At 73.9% G+C, this 19,874-nt stretch carries 16 protein-coding genes; 12 read left to right on the top strand and 4 right to left on the bottom strand.

The features are described from left to right. The first annotated feature begins 219 nt into the window (after positions 1-219). Together K7472_RS25075 and K7472_RS25070 are read left to right on the top strand one after the other, a co-directional pair. Complete coding sequence (locus K7472_RS25075; protein ID WP_222980824.1) at positions 220-1,314, top strand: DUF5819 family protein; 1,095 nt, start codon at positions 220-222, stop codon at positions 1,312-1,314. Beyond that, a complete protein-coding gene (locus K7472_RS25070; RefSeq protein WP_222980823.1) occupies positions 1,311-2,696 on the top strand; it encodes an HTTM domain-containing protein in 1,386 nt (461 codons plus the stop codon). The genes K7472_RS25075 and K7472_RS25070 overlap by 4 nt, the downstream gene beginning before the upstream one ends. 39 nt (positions 2,697-2,735) lie before the next feature. Here K7472_RS25070 and K7472_RS25065 read toward each other — a convergent pair whose 3' ends face one another. Together K7472_RS25065 and paaN are read right to left on the bottom strand one after the other, a co-directional pair. Then, a complete protein-coding gene (locus K7472_RS25065; RefSeq protein ID WP_222980822.1) occupies positions 2,736-3,524 on the bottom strand; it encodes a TrmH family RNA methyltransferase in 789 nt (262 codons plus the stop codon). Positions 3,525-3,681: 157 nt separating this feature from the next. Continuing rightward, positions 3,682-5,391, bottom strand: a complete 1,710-nt coding sequence (paaN, locus tag K7472_RS25060) for a phenylacetic acid degradation protein PaaN (RefSeq protein WP_222980821.1) — start codon at positions 5,389-5,391, stop codon at positions 3,682-3,684. 413 nt (positions 5,392-5,804) lie between these two features. On the opposite strand from paaN, the gene K7472_RS25055 reads away from it, so the two are divergent. Both K7472_RS25055 and K7472_RS25050 read left to right on the top strand, forming a co-directional pair. Next, complete coding sequence (locus K7472_RS25055) at positions 5,805-7,283, top strand: 3-hydroxyacyl-CoA dehydrogenase (RefSeq protein WP_252396211.1); 1,479 nt, start codon at positions 5,805-5,807, stop codon at positions 7,281-7,283. Beyond that, positions 7,280-7,900, top strand: coding sequence for a TetR/AcrR family transcriptional regulator (locus tag K7472_RS25050; protein WP_222980819.1), 621 nt, complete (start codon positions 7,280-7,282; stop codon positions 7,898-7,900). Before K7472_RS25055 ends, K7472_RS25050 begins: the two co-directional genes overlap by 4 nt. Positions 7,901-8,114: 214 nt before the next feature. Here the strand turns inward: K7472_RS25050 and K7472_RS25045 are convergent, their stop codons facing one another. After that, on the bottom strand, positions 8,115-8,597 hold the full coding sequence (locus K7472_RS25045) for an Lrp/AsnC family transcriptional regulator (protein ID WP_222980818.1): 483 nt from the start codon (positions 8,595-8,597) through the stop codon (positions 8,115-8,117). A 196-nt stretch (positions 8,598-8,793) separates the two neighbouring features. On the opposite strand from K7472_RS25045, the gene pdhA reads away from it, so the two are divergent. The 8 genes from pdhA to K7472_RS25005 all read left to right on the top strand — a co-directional run bounded on the left by pdhA (position 8,794) and on the right by K7472_RS25005 (position 17,685). Then, a complete protein-coding gene (gene pdhA, locus K7472_RS25040) occupies positions 8,794-9,999 on the top strand; it encodes a pyruvate dehydrogenase (acetyl-transferring) E1 component subunit alpha (protein ID WP_222980817.1) in 1,206 nt (401 codons plus the stop codon). After that, on the top strand, positions 9,999-11,024 hold the full coding sequence (locus K7472_RS25035; protein WP_222980816.1) for an alpha-ketoacid dehydrogenase subunit beta: 1,026 nt from the start codon (positions 9,999-10,001) through the stop codon (positions 11,022-11,024). The genes pdhA and K7472_RS25035 overlap by 1 nt, the downstream gene beginning before the upstream one ends. After that, complete coding sequence (locus tag K7472_RS25030; RefSeq protein ID WP_222980815.1) at positions 11,024-12,409, top strand: dihydrolipoamide acetyltransferase family protein; 1,386 nt, start codon at positions 11,024-11,026, stop codon at positions 12,407-12,409. The genes K7472_RS25035 and K7472_RS25030 overlap by 1 nt, the downstream gene beginning before the upstream one ends. A gap of 77 nt (positions 12,410-12,486) precedes the next feature. Next, positions 12,487-13,422 (top strand): NTP transferase domain-containing protein, encoded by a 936-nt coding sequence (locus K7472_RS25025; protein ID WP_222980814.1) that lies wholly within the window; start codon positions 12,487-12,489, stop codon positions 13,420-13,422. After that, positions 13,419-14,816, top strand: a complete 1,398-nt coding sequence (locus tag K7472_RS25020; RefSeq protein ID WP_308014076.1) for a molybdopterin molybdotransferase MoeA — start codon at positions 13,419-13,421, stop codon at positions 14,814-14,816. Before K7472_RS25025 ends, K7472_RS25020 begins: the two co-directional genes overlap by 4 nt. 144 nt (positions 14,817-14,960) lie before the next feature. After that, positions 14,961-15,938: an NAD(P)H-quinone oxidoreductase gene (locus tag K7472_RS25015; RefSeq protein ID WP_222980812.1), complete on the top strand. Its 978-nt coding sequence runs from the start codon at positions 14,961-14,963 to the stop codon at positions 15,936-15,938. Positions 15,939-16,262: 324 nt separating this feature from the next. Further along, positions 16,263-16,991, top strand: coding sequence for a hypothetical protein (locus K7472_RS25010; protein WP_222980811.1), 729 nt, complete (start codon positions 16,263-16,265; stop codon positions 16,989-16,991). A 133-nt stretch (positions 16,992-17,124) separates the two neighbouring features. Next, a complete protein-coding gene (locus K7472_RS25005) occupies positions 17,125-17,685 on the top strand; it encodes a bacterial proteasome activator family protein (RefSeq protein ID WP_222980810.1) in 561 nt (186 codons plus the stop codon). Between the two features lie 241 nt (positions 17,686-17,926). On the opposite strand, the gene K7472_RS25000 is transcribed toward K7472_RS25005, so the two are convergent. Then, complete coding sequence (locus tag K7472_RS25000) at positions 17,927-19,570, bottom strand: protein kinase domain-containing protein (RefSeq protein ID WP_222980809.1); 1,644 nt, start codon at positions 19,568-19,570, stop codon at positions 17,927-17,929. Between the last annotated feature and the right edge of the window lie 304 nt (positions 19,571-19,874).

Genomic DNA, 19,874 nt, shown 5'->3' with positions numbered 1-19,874 from the left:
TGGTGTGCCGGGTGGCGGAGGGTGTCAAGGCCGGGCCGCGGGCCTGTGGATAACCTCGTACGGCTGTCCTAGCGGCGGCCTCATGAGTAGCGTTCCGGTGGTCAAGACCAGCGGTGGCGCGGCGGCCCGGCCGGAAGGCCCATCGGCCGCAGGTGAGACGGCCCTCGGGCCGCAGGGATCTCGGCCCTCGGGCCGTCAGGGAAGGGAACGGGGCACGAGATGGAGCCACCCGAGGAGGGGGCGGCGCGGAACGGGTCCGGAGCCGGTGCGGCCCGGGACCGCAGCGCCGACGCGGGCGGTCCCGACGCGCCCGCGCGGGCGGGCGAGCCGGGAGATCGCGCGCACGCGCCGGGAGATCGCGCGCACGCGCCGGGACATCGCGCGTACGAGCCGGGAGAGCGGGCGGCCACGCCGGGAGGTCCGAAAGAGGGGACGGCCGCGCAGGGAGGACCAGGGGAGACCGCGGACGACAGCCGGGTCTCCGCCGGGACCGCCTCCGGCGAGGCTGCCCCGGCCCGGACCGCCCCCGGTGAGGTTGCCTCTGCCCAGGCCGCCTCCGGCGAGGCCGCCTCGGCCCAGACCACCCCCGGCGAGACCGCCTCCGGCGAGACCACCCCCGGCGAGGCCGCCTCCGGCGTTCCCGAGGCGGGCCGCCCCGACGCCGACGACACCGGGCACCCCTCCGAGCTCGGCCCCATCGCCCGTCTCTCGCTGCCCTCGCGGGTCGTCGTCGCGCTCACCGTCGCCGCCGTCGTGGTCGGCGCCGCGGTCCATCTCGGCATGGTCTTCCTGAGCGTCGCGCCGTCCAACACGATCTCCAAGGCGCACGCCTCGGCGATCAACGGCTACGTCGACCCCGAGTTCGAGCAGAACTGGCAGCTGTTCGCGCCCAACCCGGTGCAGGTCAACACCGACGTCCAGGCCCGTGCCGAGGTGCGGCAGGCGGACGGCACCGTGAGTACCACCGGCTGGGTCGACTTCACCGCCATGGACCTCGCCAAGATCCGGCACAATCCGATCCCCAGCCACACCGAGCAGAACGAACTGCGCCGCGCCTGGGGCTTCTACACCGACACCCACGACGAGCAGGACCACCCGATCGGGGACCGCGGCGACCTGTCGCAGGAGTACCTGCTGCGGATCATCGCCCACCGGTTCGGCCCGCACCTCAACGGCGGCTCCGTGCAGCGCATCCAGGTGCGCCTGGCCACCATGCCGGTGGCGGCGCCCAAGTGGAGTGCCGAGCGGATCGACACCCAGACCACCTACCGCGTGATGTCGTGGTGGACCGTCAGCCCCAAGGACTTCACGTGACCGACGACCGGACTTCCGGGCAGCCCTCCGAGCCTCGCGCCGAAGCGCCCGGCGCCGAGGTGCCCGCGCCGCGTGACGAGGTCGCGGCGTCCCGCGCCGGGGTTCCCGCGTCCCGCCCTGGGGCTGCCGCGTCCCGCGACGAGGCAGCCGTGCCCTCTCCCTTCGCGGGGGCACTGCGCGGGCTGGACAGCGCGATCGGACGCGGACTGGCCCGCGTCACCGGCAGGCCGGTGGCTCCGTACCAGTCGGCGGTGATACGGATCGGCTTCGCCCTGACCTGGCTGCTGTTCCTGCTGCGCGAGTGGCCGCACCGCGACGAGCTGTACGGGCCGGGCAGCCCGTGGAGCTGGGACATGGCGCGAAGCCTGATCGCGTCCAACCACGCCTTCACCGTACTGCTGTGGTCCGACAGCAGGGTGTGGTTCGAGATCGTCTACACGGTCGCGATCCTGGCGAGCGCCGCCCTGATGCTCGGCTGGCGCACCCGTACCTCCGCGCTGCTGTTCATGATCGGCGTGCTGTCGTTGCAGAACCGCAGTGTCTTCGAGGGCGACGGCGGCGACAACGTCATCCACATCATGGCGATCTACCTGCTCTTCACCCGTTGCGGCCAGGTCTGGTCGCTGGACGCCCGCCGTGCCAGGCGCCGCCGCGAGCGCGATCCGCGGCGCGCCGCACGCGACCCGTACGAGACGAACGACGTGGTCGGCGTCGCCGCCTGGACCGCCGCGGCGATCGGGCTGCTGGTGGTCTGCGCGCTCGGCGACCTCAGCATGTTCTGGGCGTCCGCGTTCTACGTCGCCCTCGCGCTGCAGGGGGTGTGGTGGCTGCTGCGCAAGTACGCGCAGGGTGAGCCGCGCGCGGTGATGGAGATGGTCGCCAACGTCGTGCACGCGGGCGCCATGCTGGTGATCGTCGTCGAGGTCTGCTTCATCTACGCGACCGCCGGCTGGTACAAGATCCAGGGTTCGCGCTGGGAGGACGGCACCGCGCTGTACTACCCGCTGCACCTCAACGACTTCACCCCCTGGCCGGCCTTGTCGCACCTGATGTCGTCCAACGGCGTCGTCGTCATGCTGATCACCTACGGAACGGTGATCGTGCAGGTCGCCTTCCCGTTCACGCTCTTCAACCGCCGGGTGAAGAACGTGCTGCTGGTGGCCATGATGTGTGAGCACGCGGCGATCGCGGTCACGCTGGGGCTGCCGTTCTTCTCCCTCGCGATGATCACGGCCGACGCGGTCTTCCTGCCGACCGGTTTCCTGCGCTGGGCGGGCGACCGGCTGGTGCGGACGGTCTCGCGCGGCGATCGTCCCGCCGTCCCGGCCCAGCGCGACGGCGAGCGACCACGACCCGCCACGGCGGACACGCTGCCGGGCTGAGGCTTCGCCGGAACCGTCCGCCGTGCTGAGGGGCGCGCGCTATGCCCGCGTGCCGGGGCCCGCGCCATGCCCGCGTGTCGGGCCCGCGCTCCAGTGGTACAGGCTCATCGCCACGCTGGTGGCCAGGTTGAAGCTGGAGACCTGCGCTCGCATCGGCAGCGCCAGCAACCGGGTCGCCGCGCCGCGCAGTTCGTCCGAGACGCCGTGCCGTTCGGAGCCGAAGGCGAGCAGCGCGTCGTCGGGCAGGACCGTCGTCCTGAGGTCGTCGCCCTCCGGGTCGAGGACGTACAACGGGCCGTCCGGCAGCGAGCCGAGGTCGAGGCGTTCGACGGCGGTGGCGTAGTGCAGCCCGGCGCCGGCGCGCACGACGTTGGGGTGCCACGGGTCGGCGTCCCCGGTGGTGATCACGCCGGTGACGCCCATGCCCGCCGCGAGCCGGACGACAGCTCCGACGTTGCCGAGGTTGCGCGGGTTCTCCAGGACGACGACGGGGGCCCGCCGGGGCTGCCGGGCCAGCGTGGCCAGGTTGGCGTCGCGGTGCGGCCGGTCGGCGATCGCGGCGATGCCGGTCGGATGGGTGCGCGGCAGCAACTCCCGCAGCAGCGAAGCCGGAACGGGCCGCACCAGCGCGTCCAGCCGCTCCGCCACGTCCGGCGCCAGCTCCGCCGCCAGGGCCAGCACGGCGTCCTTGTCGGTGGCGAGGACGAGGCGTACCTCCGCCCCGAAGCGCAACGCGTGCTTGAGGGCGTGGAACCCGTCGAGCAGCACGCCCGAGGCGGCGGCCTCGCGCCAGTGCCGTACGACGTCGGCGGTCAGGTCGTCGGACATGCGCCAAGCCTACGGGCCCGACGCGCCCCGCCGGGCCTGACCTGGGCCTACGTGGCGGAGGCGGAGGCTGCGGCGGGGCGGCGCGGCGGCGCGGGGCGGGGGCCCGGCGGCGGCGTCGTGATCGCGCCGCGCCCGCCGGACCGGTCCGCCCGTCGCGTCACTCCGGCCGCCGCACCTCCACCGTGCGGAAGCGGTTGGCCACGAACGCCCCGTCGCACAGCGTCGCGTTGGCCGCCGGGTTGCCGCCGGTGCCGTGGAAGTCGGCGAAGGCGGCGGTCTGGTTCACGTACACGCCGCCGGTGAGGTTCAGCGACAGGTTGGCGCTCTCCTCCTCGCAGACCTCCTCCACGGCGCGTTCCACCTCGGCCGACGTGGTGTACGCGCCGACCGTCATCGCCCCCTTCTCGCGGACCGTCCTGCGCAGCAGCGCCAGCGCGTCCGCCGTGGAGTCCACCGCGACGGCGAACGACACCGGGCCGAAGCACTCCGACAGGTAGGCGGCCTCGTCGTCGGGCTTGGCGCCGTCCAGCGTGACGATCGCCGGGGTGCGCACCAGCGCGTCGGGGAACTCGGGGTGCGCCACGGACCGCGACGCCAGCGCCACCGTGCCCAACGAGGCGACGCCGTCGAGCCGTTCGCGCACCTGCGGGTTGACGATCGCGCCCAGCAGGGCGTTGGCCCGCGCGTCGTCGCCCAGCAGCTTGTCGACGGCCGCCGCGAGGTCGGCGACCACCTCGTCGTAGGTCTTGTGCCCGGCGTCGGTGTCGATGCCGTCGCGGGGGATCAGCAGGTTCTGCGGGGTGGTGCACATCTGGCCGCTGTAGAGCGACAGGGCGAAGGCGAGGTTGCCCAGCATGCCGCGGTAGTCGTCGGTGGAGTCGACGACGACCGTGTTGACCCCGGCCTTCTCCGTGTAGACCTGCGCCTGGCGGGCGTTGGTCTCCAGCCAGTCGCCGAAGGAGGTCGAGCCGGTGTAGTCGATGATCCGGATCTCCGGGCGCAGCGCCAGGGTCTTGGCGATCCCCTCGCCCGGACGCTCGGCCACCAGGCAGACCAGATCGGGGTCGAACCCGGCTTCGCCGAGCACCTCCCGCGCGATCCGCACGGTCAGCGCCAGCGGCAGGATCGCCCGCGGGTGCGGCTTGACCAGCACCGGGTTGCCGGTGGCCAGCGAGGCGAACAGGCCGGGGAAGCCGTTCCACGTCGGGAAGGTGTTGCAGCCGATGAGCAGCGAGACACCGCGCGGCACCGCCTTGAACGTGGTGCGCAGCTTCAGCGGGTCGCGCTTGCCCTGCGGCTTGACCCAGTGCGCCGAGGACGGCGTGCGGGTCTGCTCCTGGTACGCGTACGCCACGGCCTCCAGGCCGCGGTCCTGGGCGTGCGGGCCGCCCGCCTGGAACGCCATCGTGAAGGCCTGGCCGCTGGTGTGCATCACCGCGTGCGCGAACTCGTGGGTGCGGGCGTTGATGCGGGCCAGGATCTCCAGGCACACCAGGGCCCTGGTCTCCGGTCCCGCGTCCCGCCAGGACGGCATGGCGGCGCGCATCGCCGCGAGCAGCGTGTCCAGGTCGGCGTGCGGGTAGCTGACGCCCAGGTCGATCCCGTACGGCGAGATCTCCGCGCCGGTCCACTCGTCGGTGCCCGGCTGGTCGGCGTGGCCGGAGCCGTCGAACGCGAAGCGCTTGCCGAGGAGTGCCTCGAACGCCGCCTTGCCCTCGGCGGCGTCCAGGCCGTGTCCGTCTCCGTAGGCCTTGGGGTGCTCGGGGTGCGGCGACCAGTACTCACGGGTGCGGATCGCCTGGAGGGCCTTGTCCAGGGTCGCGCGGTGCCGTTCGGTCAGCTGGGCGACGGCGAGGTCTGCGGTCATGCGGGCCACTCCTCGGTGAGTGGGTACGGACGGATATCGGGGCGGGGGCGACGCGGAACCGGTCAGGAGGTTCCGTCGGCGCCCTCGCGCTCATAGTCTTGACCGAATGGTCGGTCGGGGCAAGGGGGCGATCCGGCCTGTGGACAACGCGCACCGCCGGACAACGCGGGCCGCGCGGCCTGTGGACAACTTGGGGAACGGACTCGATGAACTCTTCTCACTCCGGGAACTCCGGGCATCTCTCCGGGAACTCCGGGAACCCCGGGCATTCCGAGTACTCCGGCGAGGTCGGCCACACCGCCTCCGTCGCGGCGGGTGCCGCGACGACCGACTTGAGCGCGACGGATTCCGGTGCGGCGGGTGCCGCTACGGCAGGCAGCCGCGTCACCGTCGCCGTTGTCGGCACCGGCACGATGGGCCAGGGGATCGCGCAGGTCGCCCTGGCCGCGGGCCACCCCGTGCTGCTCCACGACGTGGCCGAGGGCTTCGCCGTGCGGGCCGCCGGGACGATCGGCGCGCGGCTGGACCGGCTGGTGGAGAAGGGCCGGATGACCGCGGAGCGACGGGACGCCGCCCGCGCCGCGATCACGCCGGTGACCGGCCTGGAGCAGTTGGCGTCCGCCGGGCTCGTGATCGAGGCGGTCGCCGAGCGGCTGGAGGTCAAGCAGCGCCTGTTCGCCGACCTGGAGGACGTCGTCGGCGACGACTGCGTGCTGGCCACCAACACCTCCTCGCTGTCGGTCACCGCGATCGCGGGTGCCCTGCGGCGGCCGGAACGATTCCTCGGCCTGCACTTCTTCAACCCGGCCCCCCTCCTGCCGCTGGTCGAGGTGGTCTCCGGCCACGCCACCGACCCCGCGGTCGCCGACTTCGGGTACGAGACCGCCCTCGGCTGGGGCAAGACCCCGGTGCGCTGCACCGACACCCCCGGCTTCGTCGTCAACCGGGTGGCGCGACCGTTCTACGCCGAGGCGTTCGCCGCGCTGGAGGACCGGGTGGCGGACCCGGCCACCATCGACGCGGTGCTGCGGGAGGGTGGTGGCTTCCGGATGGGCCCGTTCGAGCTGACCGACCTGATCGGCCAGGACGTGAACGAAGCCGTCACGCGCTCGGTGTGGGAGGCGTTCTTCCAGAGCCCGAAGTTCACCCCCTCGCTCGCGCAGCGCAGGCTCGTGGAGTCCGGGCGGCACGGCCGCAAGTCGGGGGCGGGCTGGTTCCGTTACGACGAACACCACGGCGGAGGGGGTGCCGACGGGCCCGTACCGCACACCGCGCCGCCCCGCACGCCCCCGGCCCGCGTCGGCTTCACGGACGGACCGCCGCCGGTGCGCGAACTGGTCGGGGTCATCGAGAAGGCGGGCATCGGGGTGGACCGCGACGAGGCGGCCGGCCACGGCGTCATCACCCTGCCGGGCGGCGCCCGCCTCACCCTCGCCGACGGCACGTACGCGGCCGACGGTGGCGGCGACACCGTGCAGTACGACCTGGCGCTGGACTACGCGGCCGCCATTCGCATCGCGATCGCCCACGCGCCCGGTGCACGCGCCGCCGCGGTGGACGAGGCGATCGGGCTGTTCCAGGCGCTGGGCAAGCAGGTCAGCGTGGTGCGCGACAGCCCCGGTCTGATCGTCGCGCGTACCGTCGCGATGCTGGTCGACTTCGCCGCGGACGCGGTGGCCAAGGGCGTGGCGACCCCGCAGGACGTGGACACCGCCATGCGGCTCGGCGTCAACTACCCGCTCGGACCTGTCGAATGGGGCACCCGGCTGACCCCCGGCTGGGTGCGCGACGTCCTGCGCGCGCTGCACGTCCACCACCCCACCGGGCGTTACGCGCCCTCGGTCGGGCTCAGCCGCTGGTACGCGTCGCCGGAAGGTGTGCTCTCATCATGACCATGGCCGAGCACGACAGCACCTCCGAAATCACCCGGAAGAGGGATACCTACACGCCTGAATCGCTGCTGGCGGTTGCCGTGGAGGTGTTCATCGAGCGCGGCTACGACGGCACGTCCATGGAGCACCTGTCGCGCGCGGCGGGGATCTCGAAGTCCTCGATCTACCACCACGTGCGGGGCAAGGAGGAACTGCTGGAGCGCGCTGTCGGCCGCGCGCTGGACGGCCTGTTCGGCATCCTGGACGAGCCCGCCGCGTCGCGGGGCCGCGCCGTCGAACGGCTGGAGCACGTCGTCCACCGCACCACGGACGTCCTGATGGCGGAACTGCCGTACGTCACCCTGCTGCTGCGGGTACGCGGCAACACGCGCACCGAACGCTGGGCGATGGAGCGTCGCCGGGAGTTCGACCAGCGGGTGGCGGAACTGCTGCGGGCGGCCGTCGCGGAGGGCGACCTGCGCGCGGACGTGGACGTCCGGCTCGCCACCCGGCTGCTGTTCGGCATGATCAACTCCATCGTGGAGTGGTACCGGCCACCGGCCGGCAGCACGGCCGCCACCGACGAGCGAGTGGCGGACACGGTCGTGCGCATGGCCTTCGAGGGCCTGCGCAAGTAGCAGGCAACAGGTAGCGGGTCCGCAGGTAGCAGGCAGGAGACGCCGCCCGGCGCACACCGGGCGGCGAGCCGCGCTCCGGGCGCCGGCCGTCCACCCCGCGCGCCGGGCAGCGAGCCACTCCGGGTGCTGTTGGTCCGCCCCCGTCCGCCGGGCGGCGAGCCGCTCCGGCACTATTCCGTCCACCTCGCCCGCCGGCGGTGAACCACGCCGAGCGTTACTCGTCCACCACGAGGTCCGTCTCCTCGAAGACCAGCAGCGTGCGGCTGCTCAGCACTTCGGGGACCGCCTGGATGCGGGTGAGGACCAGCTCCCGCAGGCTGCGGTTGTCCGGCGTGTGGACCAGCAGCAGCACGTCGAAGTCGCCGCTGACCAGCGCGATGTGGGCGACGCCCGGCAGCGTCAGCAGCTGCTCGCGCACCGTCCGCCAGGAGTTCTGCACGATCTTGAGCGTGATGTACGCGGACGCCCCCTGGCCCGCCCGCTCGTGGTCGACCCGCGCGGTGAAGCCGCGGATGATCCCCTCGTCGATCAGCCGGTTGATCCGGGCGTAGGCGTTGGCCCGCGAGACGTGCACCCGGTCCGCGACCGACCGTATCGACGCCCTGCCGTCCTCCTGGAGCAGCCGCAGGATGGCGCGATCCGTGGAGTCGAGCGCGCGGCCGGGGCGGCCCGGCTCGGCCATCTGTTCACTCGCCATCCCCCCGGGCCTCCCTACCATGGACGTACTGCCTCCATCTCAGGCTGTGGAGAACCGTTTGTCCACAGGCGGATCGCGACTGTGGCCAAAATGCCGCCGACGACCGAACAATCGGTAGGTGAAGCGGGAGCCCCCGCTCACCAGCAGGCACCCGCCACAACCGGGTGCGCGGACACCGCCTACGAGGAGGTGCGCAATGGCCCGATCCTCCCTGGCCTCCGGCACGGGGAAACGCGCCCGTTCCGCCGAGCGCCCGTCGTCCGGCCAGGGCCGTCCCGCCGCCGCGCGGCCGGACGGCACCCGCCCGGGCCACACGCCGCCCCCCGACTGGCGGCCCCGCGTCGACCCCGGCCCGCTGCTCCCCGACCGCGAGCCGTACCGCCTGCTGGGCACGCCCGCCGTCGCCGACCTGGACCCGCAGCTGCTGCGCGAGCTGTACGGCCAGCTGGTACGCGGCCGCCGCTACAACCGCCAGGCCACCGCCCTCACTCAGCAGGGCAGGCTCGCGGTCTACCCGTCCACCACCGGCCAGGAGGCCTGCGAGGTCGCCGCCGCGCTGGCGCTGCGCCCGCAGGACTGGCTCTTCCCCAGCTATCGCGACACCCTCGCGGTCGTCGCCCGCGGCGTCGACCCGGCCGAGGCGCTGACCCTGCTGCGCGGCGACTGGCACAGCGGCTACGACCCGCGCGCGACGAAGGTTGCGCCGCTGTCGACCCCGCTGGCCACCCAGCTGCCGCACGCCGTGGGCCTGGCACACGCCGCCCGGCTGCGCGGTGACGACACCGTCGCGCTCGCCCTCGTGGGCGACGGCGGCACCAGCGAGGGCGACTTCCACGAGGCGCTCAACTTCGCGGCCGTGTGGAAGGCGCCGGTGGTCTTCCTCGTGCAGAACAACGGCTTCGCCATCTCCGTCCCCCTGGACAAGCAGACCGCGGCGCCGTCGCTCGCCCACAAGGCGGTCGGCTACGGCATGCCCGGCCGCCTAGTCGACGGCAATGACGCGCCCGCCGTGCACCAGGTGCTGTGCGAGGCGGTGGAGCACGCCAGGGCCGGTGGCGGACCGACGCTCGTGGAGGCGCTCACCTACCGCGTCGACGCGCACACCAACGCCGACGACGCCACCCGCTACCGGGACGACGCCGAGGTCGAACCGTGGCGGGCGCACGACCCGGTAGCGCTGCTGGAACGCGAACTTCGCGAGCGCGGCCTGATCGACGACGCCGGCATACGCGCCGTCGAGGCCGCCGCCGAGGAGATGGCGGCCCGGCTGCGCGAAGAGATGAACGCCGAGCCGGTGCTCGACCCGATGGAGCTGTTCGACCACGTCTACGCCGAGAAGACCTCCCAGCTGCGCGAACAGGCCGCGCAGCTGCGAGCCGAACTCGACGCCGAGGAGGAGTGATGGGCACCGCCACCGCCCCCGCGCCGGCGCCCGCCACGCGCAAGCCGGCCACCATGGCCCAGGCGCTGCGCCAGGCGATGCGCGACGCGCTCGCGGAGGACCGGGACGTCCACGTGATGGGCGAGGACGTCGGCACCCTCGGCGGCGTCTTCCGCGTCACCGACGGGCTGGCCGCCGAGTTCGGCCCCGAGCGCGTCACGGACACCCCGCTCGCCGAGGCCGGCATCCTCGGCACGGCGGTCGGCATGGCGATGTACGGACTGCGGCCGGTCGTGGAGATGCAGTTCGACGCCTTCGCCTACCCCGCGATGGAGCAGCTGATCAGTCACGTCTCCCGGATGCGCAACCGCACCCGGGGCGCCCTGCCGATGCCGATCACCATCCGCGTCCCGTACGGCGGCGGCATCGGCGGTGTGGAGCACCACAGCGACTCCTCCGAGGCGTACTACCTGCACACCCCCGGCCTGCACGTCGTCACGCCCGCGACGGTCGCCGACGCCTACGGGCTGCTGCGCGCCGCCATCGCCTCCGACGACCCGGTGGTCTTCCTCGAACCCAAGCGGCTGTACTGGGGCAAGGCCGACTGGTCGGCGGACGCGCCGGAGACCGTGCCGCCGCTGGGCCGCGCGGTGGTGCGCCGGGCCGGCACCTCGGCGACGCTCATCACCTACGGGCCCTCGGTGCCGGTCTGCCTGGAGGCCGCCGAGGCGGCGCGCCAGGAGGGCTGGGACCTCGAAGTGGTGGACCTGCGCAGCCTGATGCCGTTCGACGACGAGACGGTGTGCGCCTCGGTGCGCAGGACCGGCCGGGCGATCGTCGTGCACGAGTCGGCGGGCTTCTGCGGCACCGGCGCGGAGATAGCGGCCCGGGTCAGCGAACGCTGCTTCCACCACCTGGAGGCCCCGGTGCTGCGGGTGGCCGGGTTCGACATCCCGTACCCGCCGCCGATGCTGGAGCGCCACCACCTGCCCGGTGTCGACCGGGTGCTGGACGCCGTCGCCCGGTTGCAGTGGGAGGGGAACTGATGGCTGCGGTCAAGGAGTTCACGCTTCCCGACCTCGGCGAGGGCCTGACCGAGGCGGAGATCGTCCGGTGGCTGGTCGAGGTCGGTGACGTGGTCGCCGTCGACCAGCCGGTGGTCGAGGTCGAGACCGCCAAGGCGATGGTCGAGGTGCCGTGCCCGTACGGCGGTGTGGTCACCGCGCGCTTCGGCGAGCCGGGCGACGAGGTCCCGGTCGGCCGTCCGCTGGTAACCGTCGCGGTGGGCGGTCCCGACGCCGCCGCGGAACCGGAACGCGCCCCGTCCGGCGACCAGAGCGCCGACTCCGGCTCCGGCAACGTGCTGGTGGGGTACGGCACTTCGGGCAGCGCGCCGCGCCGCCGCAGGGTGCGGCCGACGACACCGCTGGCCAACGGTTCGGGCGGTGACCGGTCCGGCGCGACGCCGCCGAAGCCCGCCGCCGTCACTCCCGCCGCGCCCGTTCCGGCCGTCCCCGCGCCCGCCGGGCCGGTCGCGGTCGTCTCGCCTCTGGTGCGGCGGCTGGCCCGGGAACACGGCGTGGACCTGCGCGCGTTGCGCGGCAGCGGCAAGGACGGCCTGATCCTGCGGGCCGACGTGGAACGGGCGATAGCCGACTCCGCCGCCCCGGCCCCGGTCACCGTGGCGCAGGCCGACGCGCCTGCCGCGCAAGCCGGTTCGCGCCGAGTCGCCAACGCTCCGGAGGAGACCCGGATCCCGCTGCGCGGCCTGCGCGGTGTGGTCGCCGAGAAGCTGTCGCGCAGCCGCAGGGAGATCCCCGACGCCACGACCTGGGTCGACGCCGACGCCACCGAACTGCTCGCCGCACGCGCCGCGATGAACGCCGCCGGTGGCTCCAAGGTGCCGCTGCTGGCGCTGCTGGCCCGCATCGCGGTGGCCGCCCTCGCCCGCTTCCCCGAGCTGAACGCCACGGTGGACACCGAACGCGCCGAGATCGTGCGCCTGCCGGCCGTGCACCTCGGGTTCGCCGCGCAGACCGACCGCGGACTCGTGGTGCCGGTGATCCGCGATGCGCACACCCGCACCACCGAGGAACTCGGCGCCGAGATCACCCGGCTCACCGAGGCGGCTCGCGCGGGCACTCTCGCCCCGGCCGACCTGACCGGCGGCACCTTCACCCTCAACAACTACGGCGTGTTCGGTGTCGACGGCTCCACACCGATCGTCAACCACCCCGAGGCCGCGATGCTCGGCGTCGGCCGGATATGCCCCAAGCCGTGGGTGCACGAAGGGGAGTTGGCGGTGCGCCACGTCGTGCAGCTGTCGTTCACCTTCGACCACCGGGTGTGCGACGGCGGCGCGGCGGGCGGCTTCCTGCGGTACGTCGCCGACTGCGTGGAGCATCCGGCGGTGCTGCTGCGCGGGGTGTGACGGCCTCCCCCGTCATGGATCGCGTCCGGCGGAGATACTGCACGCCATGGGGACGACCACGGGAGGCGTGATGGCTCATGACGCTTGACGGTGCGCGAGGGCGCGGGCCGGACGGAACGCCGAGCGGTGCCCCCGCCGCCGTTCCGTACGACGCCGTCGTGCTCGCGGGCGGCGCCGGACGGCGGGTCGGCGGCGCGGACAAGCCCGCCTTGCAGGTCGGCGGCGCCACCCTGCTCGACCGGGTGCTGGACGCCTGCGCCCGGGCGGCCACCACCGTCGTCGTGGGCCCGCGCCGCCCGACCGCCCGCCCGGTGACGTGGACCCGCGAGGATCCGCCGGGCGGCGGCCCGGTGCCCGCGCTCGCGGCCGGAGTCCGGCACGCCACCGCGCCGTACGTGCTGGTGCTCGCGGCGGACCTGCCGTTCGTGACCCCGGCGACCGTGACCGCGCTGCTGGAGGCGGTACGCGACGGAGGCGACCGGACCGACGGCGCCGTCCTCGTGGACCCCTCGGGGCGCGACAACCCGCTGGTCGCCGCCTACCGCGCGGACGCGCTGCGGCGCGAGACCGCGCTGCTCGCCGCGGAACACGGCGGGCTCGGCGGCCTGCCGCTGCGCCTGCTCACCGGCGAACTCGACCTGGTCCGGCTGCCCGACCCCGGCGGTGACGCGTCGTTCGACTGCGACACCTGGGAGGCCCTGGCAGCGGCCCGGTCACGGATCAGGGAGCATGGACGCGTGCTCGACGAATGGATCGCCACGGCCAAGGCCGAACTCGGCATCGACCTCGATGTGGACGTCGCCGCCCTCCTCGACCTCGCCCGCGACGCGGCGCACGGCGTCGCGCGCCCGGCAGCCCCGCTGACCACGTTCCTGGTCGGCTACGCGGCCGCGAGCGCGGGCGGCGGCCCGGACGCGGTCGCCGACGCCGCGCGGCGTGCCGCCGCGCTGGCCCAGCGGTGGGCCGCCGAGGTCGCGCCGCCCGAGAAGGACGGCGGCGACCCGGCCCCGTGACCGCCCGCGCCCACCCCACGACGGCCGGTCCGCGCGAGACCGGCGCGCACGCCCCGCGCGGCGAACACACCCCCGGGCCCCCCGCGCGCCGCCCCGGTTCCCCCGCCGAGCCGCCGTACCACCCGCACGGCGGCCTGCCCTGGCCGGACGCCCGGCGCGTCGCCCAGGGCGCCGGGCGGCGGCTGACGCCGATCACCCTGCCGCTGCGTGCGGCCATCGGCCAGGTGCTCGCGGCGCCGCTCACCGCCGCCGGCGACCTGCCGCCCTTCGACACCTCCGCGATGGACGGCTGGGCGGTGGCCGGTCCCGGCCCCTGGCGGCTGTCCGGCCAGCTCCTCGCAGGCCAGCGGTCTGCGGAACCGCTGGCCGAGGGCTGGGCCACCCGCATCGCCACCGGTGCCGCGCTGCCGCCCGGGGCGACCGCCGTGCTCAGGCGGGAGGGCGGCCACGTCGAACACCGCTCCGGGCAGCCCACCGCATGGCTGCACGTACTGACCGCGCACGCCACGGACCCGGCCGGTCCCGCGCCGGGGCAGGACATCCGGCCGCGCGGGCAGGAGTGCCGTGTCGGCGACGAACTCCTCGCCGCCGGCACCCTGGTGGGACCGGCCGCCCTCGGACTGGCCGCCGCCGCGGGCCGCGACGAACTGACCGTCGTGCCCGGACCGCGCGCCGACGTGTTCGTCCTGGGCGACGAGTTGCTGGACGCGGGGCCGCCGCGTGACGGGCGCGTGCGGGACGCGCTGGGACCGCTGCTGCCGCCGTGGCTGCGTGCGCTGGGCGTCGAACCCGGCGAGGTGCGACGCCTGGAGGACGACGCGGACACGCTGCGGCAGGCCGTGGGCGGGAGCACCGCCGACCTGATCGTGACCACCGGCGGGACGGCGGCCGGGCCGGTCGACTTCGTGCGGCCGGTGCTGGACGACCTCGACGCCGAGTTGCTGGTCGACGGCGTGGCCGTGCGGCCGGGGCACCCCATGCTGCTGGCCCGGCTGCCCAGCGGACGGCCGCTGGTCGGGCTGCCCGGCAACCCGCTGGCCGCGGTCTGCGGACTGCTGACCCTCGTCGCGCCACTGGCCAGGACGCTCGCCGGACGCCCGCAGCCTGCGCCGCGGCATGCCCGGCTCGCCGAGGACGTGCGCGCGCACGCCACCGACACCCGGCTGGTCCCCGTCTCCCTCCACGACCTCCATGACCTCCCCGACGTCCACGACTTCTCCGAGAAGGAGGGGGAACGGGGCACCGCCTTCGCGCGGCCGCTGCGGTTCGGCGGCCCGGCCATGCTCCGCGGGATCGCCTGCGCGGACGCCATGGCCGTCGTACCGCCGGGGGACTCGGCGGCGACGCGCCACACGCAGGTCGAGATCCTGCCGATCGCGACGGGAGCCCTCTGACCTTCCCCGCCGACGGCACCAGTGTGAGGGGTCCCGTGGCCCCGCGCCAGCGCCCTCCCCGGGCCTGTGGACAACTTTCTCCAGCCCCTCGTTCCCCCTGTGGACAACCCGGATCCGGGGCTCGGCGCGGAGTAGCCTCGCCGCATGTACGCGATCACGATTCCGGAACCCGGCGGCCCCGAAGCCCTGGTGTGGACCGAGGTCCCCGACCCCGTGCCCGGCGAGGGCGAGGTGGTCGTCGAGGTGGTGGCCAGTGCCATCAACCGCGCCGACCTGCTGCAACGTCAGGGCTTCTACGACCCGCCGCCCGGCGCGTCCGTCTACCCGGGCATGGAGTGCTCCGGCCGGATCGCGGAGGTCGGCCCCGGCGTCACCGGCTGGGCGGTCGGCGACGAGGTCTGCGCGCTCCTCGCGGGTGGCGGCTACGCGCAGAAGGTGGCCGTCCCGTACGGCCAACTCCTCCCCGTGCCCAAGGGAATCGAGTTGGTGCACGCCGCGGCGCTGCCCGAAGTCACCGCGACGGTCTGGTCGAACGTGTTCATGGTGGCCCATCTGCGGCCGGGTGAGACGCTGTTGGTGCACGGTGGCGCGAGCGGTATCGGCACCATGGCCATCCAGCTCGCCAAGGCGGTCGGCGCGCGCGTCGCGGTGACCGCGGGCAGCGCGCAGAAGCTGGAGCGATGCCGCGAACTGGGCGCGGACATCCTCATCAACTACCACGAGCAGGACTTCGTGGCCGAGCTGAAGCAGGCGACGGACGGCGCCAAGGCGGACGTCATCCTCGACAACATGGGCGCGAAGTACCTGGGCCGCAACGTCGACGCCCTCGCCGTCAACGGCCGCCTCGCCGTCATCGGGCTCCAGGGCGGCACCAAGGGCGAACTCGACCTGGGCAAGATGCTGGCCAAGCGTGCCGCGGTCACGGCCACCTCGCTGCGTGGCCGCCCCCTCGGCGAGAAGGCGGCCATCATCGCCGCCGTACGCGAACACGTCTGGCCCCTGCTGGAGAACGGCCAGGTCCGCCCGGTCATCGACCGCGTACTCCCGATGGCGGACGCGGCCCAGGGGCACCAGGTGCTGGAGGAAGGGGGACACGTGGGGAAGGTTCTGCTGATCGCCTGAGGCGCGGCGGTCGCGCCGGCACCCGTACTCCCAGGCGAGGCTGAGGCGGCGGGCCCGGCGCCCGTACTCCCGGCGAGGCCGAGACGGCGGGCCCGGCACCCGCGTCTCGCACCTCGGACCTCGCACCTGAGCCGAGGCGCCAGGGCCCGCCGCCCGCACATCCCCCTGGAGCCGAGGCACCCGGGCCCGGCGCCCGCGCCCCACCCGATGCCGCCCCCTCCCCCCGGAACACCATCGTCTCCGGATGCCGTCCCCGTCGCTGCGTGTGACGCTTGAGTCACTGCGTGACGGGGGTCTCGGGTGGGCGAGCGGGAGGTGGTGGCTGTGACGTCGCAGGTCCGGACCTGGCTGGCGGGCGGGTCGGCCGCGTGTGCGGTGGGGGCGGTACTGCTGCTCACGCCGGGCGCCTACGCCAGACCCGGCACCGCGGCAGCCCACGCAGCCTTCAGCGCCGAGGCAGCCCACGCCGCACTCCGCCCCGCGACCGGCGCCGCACTCCGCCCCGCGACCGGCGCCGCCCTCCGCCCCGCGACCGCCGCCCTCCGCCCCGCGGCCGCAGGCGCCACCCCCCGCCCCGTCACAACCCCTGCCCCCGCCGCGCTCGCCGGAAGCCGGGCCGGGCAGGGGCGGCCGCATCCCGGGCGGGACGATGACACCGCCGAGCTGGGGCCGGACCTGGACGCCGTACAGCCCGCGCTGGGTGGCCCGGATGCGACCGATCCGCCGACCGCCCTGCCCGCCGCACCCCCTACCGCCGCCACGCCTCCGTCAGCCGCCGCGCAGCCGCCCGCCGCGCCTCCGGCCGTCCCCGCACGACCCCCCGCACGACCCACCGCGCCCCCGCCGGGCACAGCCGCCCGGCCGCCGCGAGCCCCCGCCTCCGGCGCCCCCGCCGCCTCCAAGGCGTCCACGGCGCCGACCGCCGCTCCCCAGGGGCGGCAGATCGCTGAACCGCGGCCCGCGCACGTGCTCAGGGTGCTTCCGTTGGGCACCGGCCTGGCTTTGCTGGGCCTGGGGCTGGGCGTGATCGCCCTGCGGCTGCGCCGCCGCTGAGGAGCTCCCGGCCCTGGAGGGACGTACGCACGGTCCCGCGTGCTCACGCGTGGTTTCGTGCGCGTCGCGAGGGTGGATCACGCGTGCGCCGGGGCACACCCATGGTGAGTCATGTGTGCGAGAGAATGGCGGCATGGATATGCCGATGAACGAACGGTCGCAGCAGGAAAGCCCGCACGTCCTGGTCGTCGGTCCGGACGGGATGGCCCTCGGCGGCGTCAGCCGCGACGGCGAGGACGGGGAGTCCCGGGAGACGCCGGTGACGGAGATGGTCGAGCAGCCCGCGAAGGTCATGCGCATCGGCAGCATGATCAAGCAGCTTCTGGAGGAAGTGCGGGCGGCACCTCTGGACGAGGCCAGCCGGGTCCGGCTCAAGGAGATCCACCACAGCTCGGTGAAGGAGCTCGAGGAGGGCCTCGCGCCCGAACTGGTCGAGGAGTTGGAGCGGCTGTCGTTGCCGTTCACCGACGACAGCGTGCCGACCGAAGCCGAACTGCGCATCGCTCAGGCGCAGTTGGTCGGCTGGCTGGAGGGGCTGTTCCACGGCATCCAGACGGCGCTGTTCGCCCAGCAGATGGCGGCGCGGGCGCAGTTGGAGCAGATGCGGCGCGCGTTGCCGCCCGGGGTGGGCGGTTTCGAGGAGGGCGAGGGCGGCGGCCACCCCGGCGCCACCCGCTCCGGCCCGTACCTCTGATCCGGCCCGCGGGCGCCCGTACCTCTGATCCGGCCGCGGCCGCCCGTACTTCCGAAGGCGCGCGCACGACAGGCCTGCCACAGGCTCGCGGACGACAGGCCCGCCACAGGCTCGCGCGCACGAAAGGGCCCGCCACGCGTCAGGCGTGGCGGGCCCTTTCGTGCGTCCAGGCGCCCCGCGTTCGAACGCAACACGTTCAGGGCGCCCCCGCGTTCGAACGTGGCGTGGCTCAGCCGCGGACTCAGTCGCTGCTCCTGCCCGTCGAGACCCACAGCGTGATGGTCTGCTTCTTCGGGTTGAACTGCGAGTACTTCGTCGGGTTGGTCGTGATGACCGTGCCCTTGCCCCACACCTGCTCGTCCTCGTACTTGACGTTGTACTTCCAACCCGCCGCCTGCAGACAGGACTTGACGGAGTCGATGTACTTGAACGTCAGGTCCGGCATGTCGACCTGGGTGCTGGAGCTGCCGAAGCCGTCGGAGGCGTTGGTGCACTCCGACTGGTCGACCGTGCGGCTCGGGTCGCCCTGGACGACGCCCTGGCCGTCGGGGGTTCCGCCGGTCGAGGCCACCGTCGAGGTGGTCGGGTCGGCGTCGGGCGTCTTCTTGCCGCCCAGCGAGCCGATGACGGCGAGCAGCGCGATCGCGATCACCACGGCGACGCCGCCGAAGATCAGCAGCGGCTTCCAGTTGCCCCCGGACTTGCGGGGCGCGGGCGGCCGGGTGCTGTACGCGGGAGCGGGCGCCGGGGCGGGGGAATGCGCCTGGTAGCCGCCGTGCGCGTACTGCTGGGGCACGGTGTTCGGCGGCGGCGTCGGCGGGCCGTAGCCGGCCTGCGGTGCGGGCGTCGGCTGCGGCTGGTAGGGCGACTGGAGCGGGCCGGGCGCCGGGGTGTGCGGGTCGCCGGTCGCGTTGGGGAAGACCGCGAAGGAGTCCGGGTGCGGGGTGCCCGCGGTGCCGTGGTGGACCTTCGGGCCCTCGCCGATGACCAGCGGGGTCGCGGTGCCCTTGGCGGCCGAGGTGACCCGTTCGCACTCGTCCTGCATGGCCTCGGCGCTGGGGAAGCGCTCGGCCGGGTTCTTCCGCAGCGCGCGGGCGACCAGCGCGTCCACGGCCGGGGGCAGCGAGCGGTTGATCGAGGAGGGGGTCGGCGGCTCCTCCTGCACGTGCTGGTAGGCCACCGACAGCGGCGAGTCGCCGTCGAACGGCAACCGCCCGGTGAGGAGTTCGAAGAGCATGCAGCCCACCGAGTACAGGTCGGAGCGGGCGTCCACGCCGCGCCCGAGGGCCTGTTCGGGGGAGAGGTACTGCGGCGTGCCGACGACCATGCCGGTCTGCGTCATCGAGGTCACGCCCGACTGGAGGGCGCGCGCGATGCCGAAGTCCATCACCTTGACCACGCCGCGCTTGGTCAGCATGACGTTGCCCGGCTTGATGTCGCGGTGGACCAGGCCCATCTCGTGGCTGACCGCGAGCGCCGCCAGCACGTCGCCGGTGATCTTCAGCGCCTTCTCGGTCGGCATGGCGCCGTGCGTGGCCACGTCCTCGTCGAGCACGGTGCGCAGCGGCTTGCCGTCGACCAGCTCCATGACGATGTACGGCACCGAGCGGCCGTCGATCTCGTCCTCGCCGGAGTCGAAGACCGAGACGATGTTGGTGTGGTTCAGCTTGGCGACCGACTGGGCCTCGCGGCGGAAGCGCTCGCGGAACGACGCTTCTCGGCCGAGTTCGCTGTGCAGGGTCTTGACCGCGACCGGTCGTTCCAGCACCGTGTCGTATCCGAGGTGGACGGAGGCCATGCCGCCTTCGCCGAGCAGACTGCGCAGCTGGTAGCGGCCGTGTCCCACCGTGTTGCCGGAGAAGTCGCCAGTTGCGTCCCCGCTCATGTAACCGCTTCCCCCTTGGCGCACGGGAAGCCGCACGCGCACAAGACACCGATGCCATCCTTGACCCTGGCCAGTCTGCCGGAGAGCGGTTATGCGTCAAGTTGCTTGACCGATCCGTCACCGGATGCCCAGGAAACCGTTTCCGATCTGTGAGCAGGCCGGTATTGGTCACCCCCGGCGGAGGAATGCGCTGGTCACAGCGGCTATGGGAGGTTTCGTCCGGTCCTCGGCTTCCCACCGCGGGCCGCGAAGACGGTAGCGTTCACCCTCGTAGCACTGTGACGGCACCTGTACGAGGCACGTA

The organism is Streptantibioticus parmotrematis, from assembly GCF_019890615.1.
GTDB lineage: Bacteria > Actinomycetota > Actinomycetes > Streptomycetales > Streptomycetaceae > Streptantibioticus_D > Streptantibioticus_D parmotrematis.
This window is presented reverse-complemented; position numbering and strand designations above follow the sequence as displayed.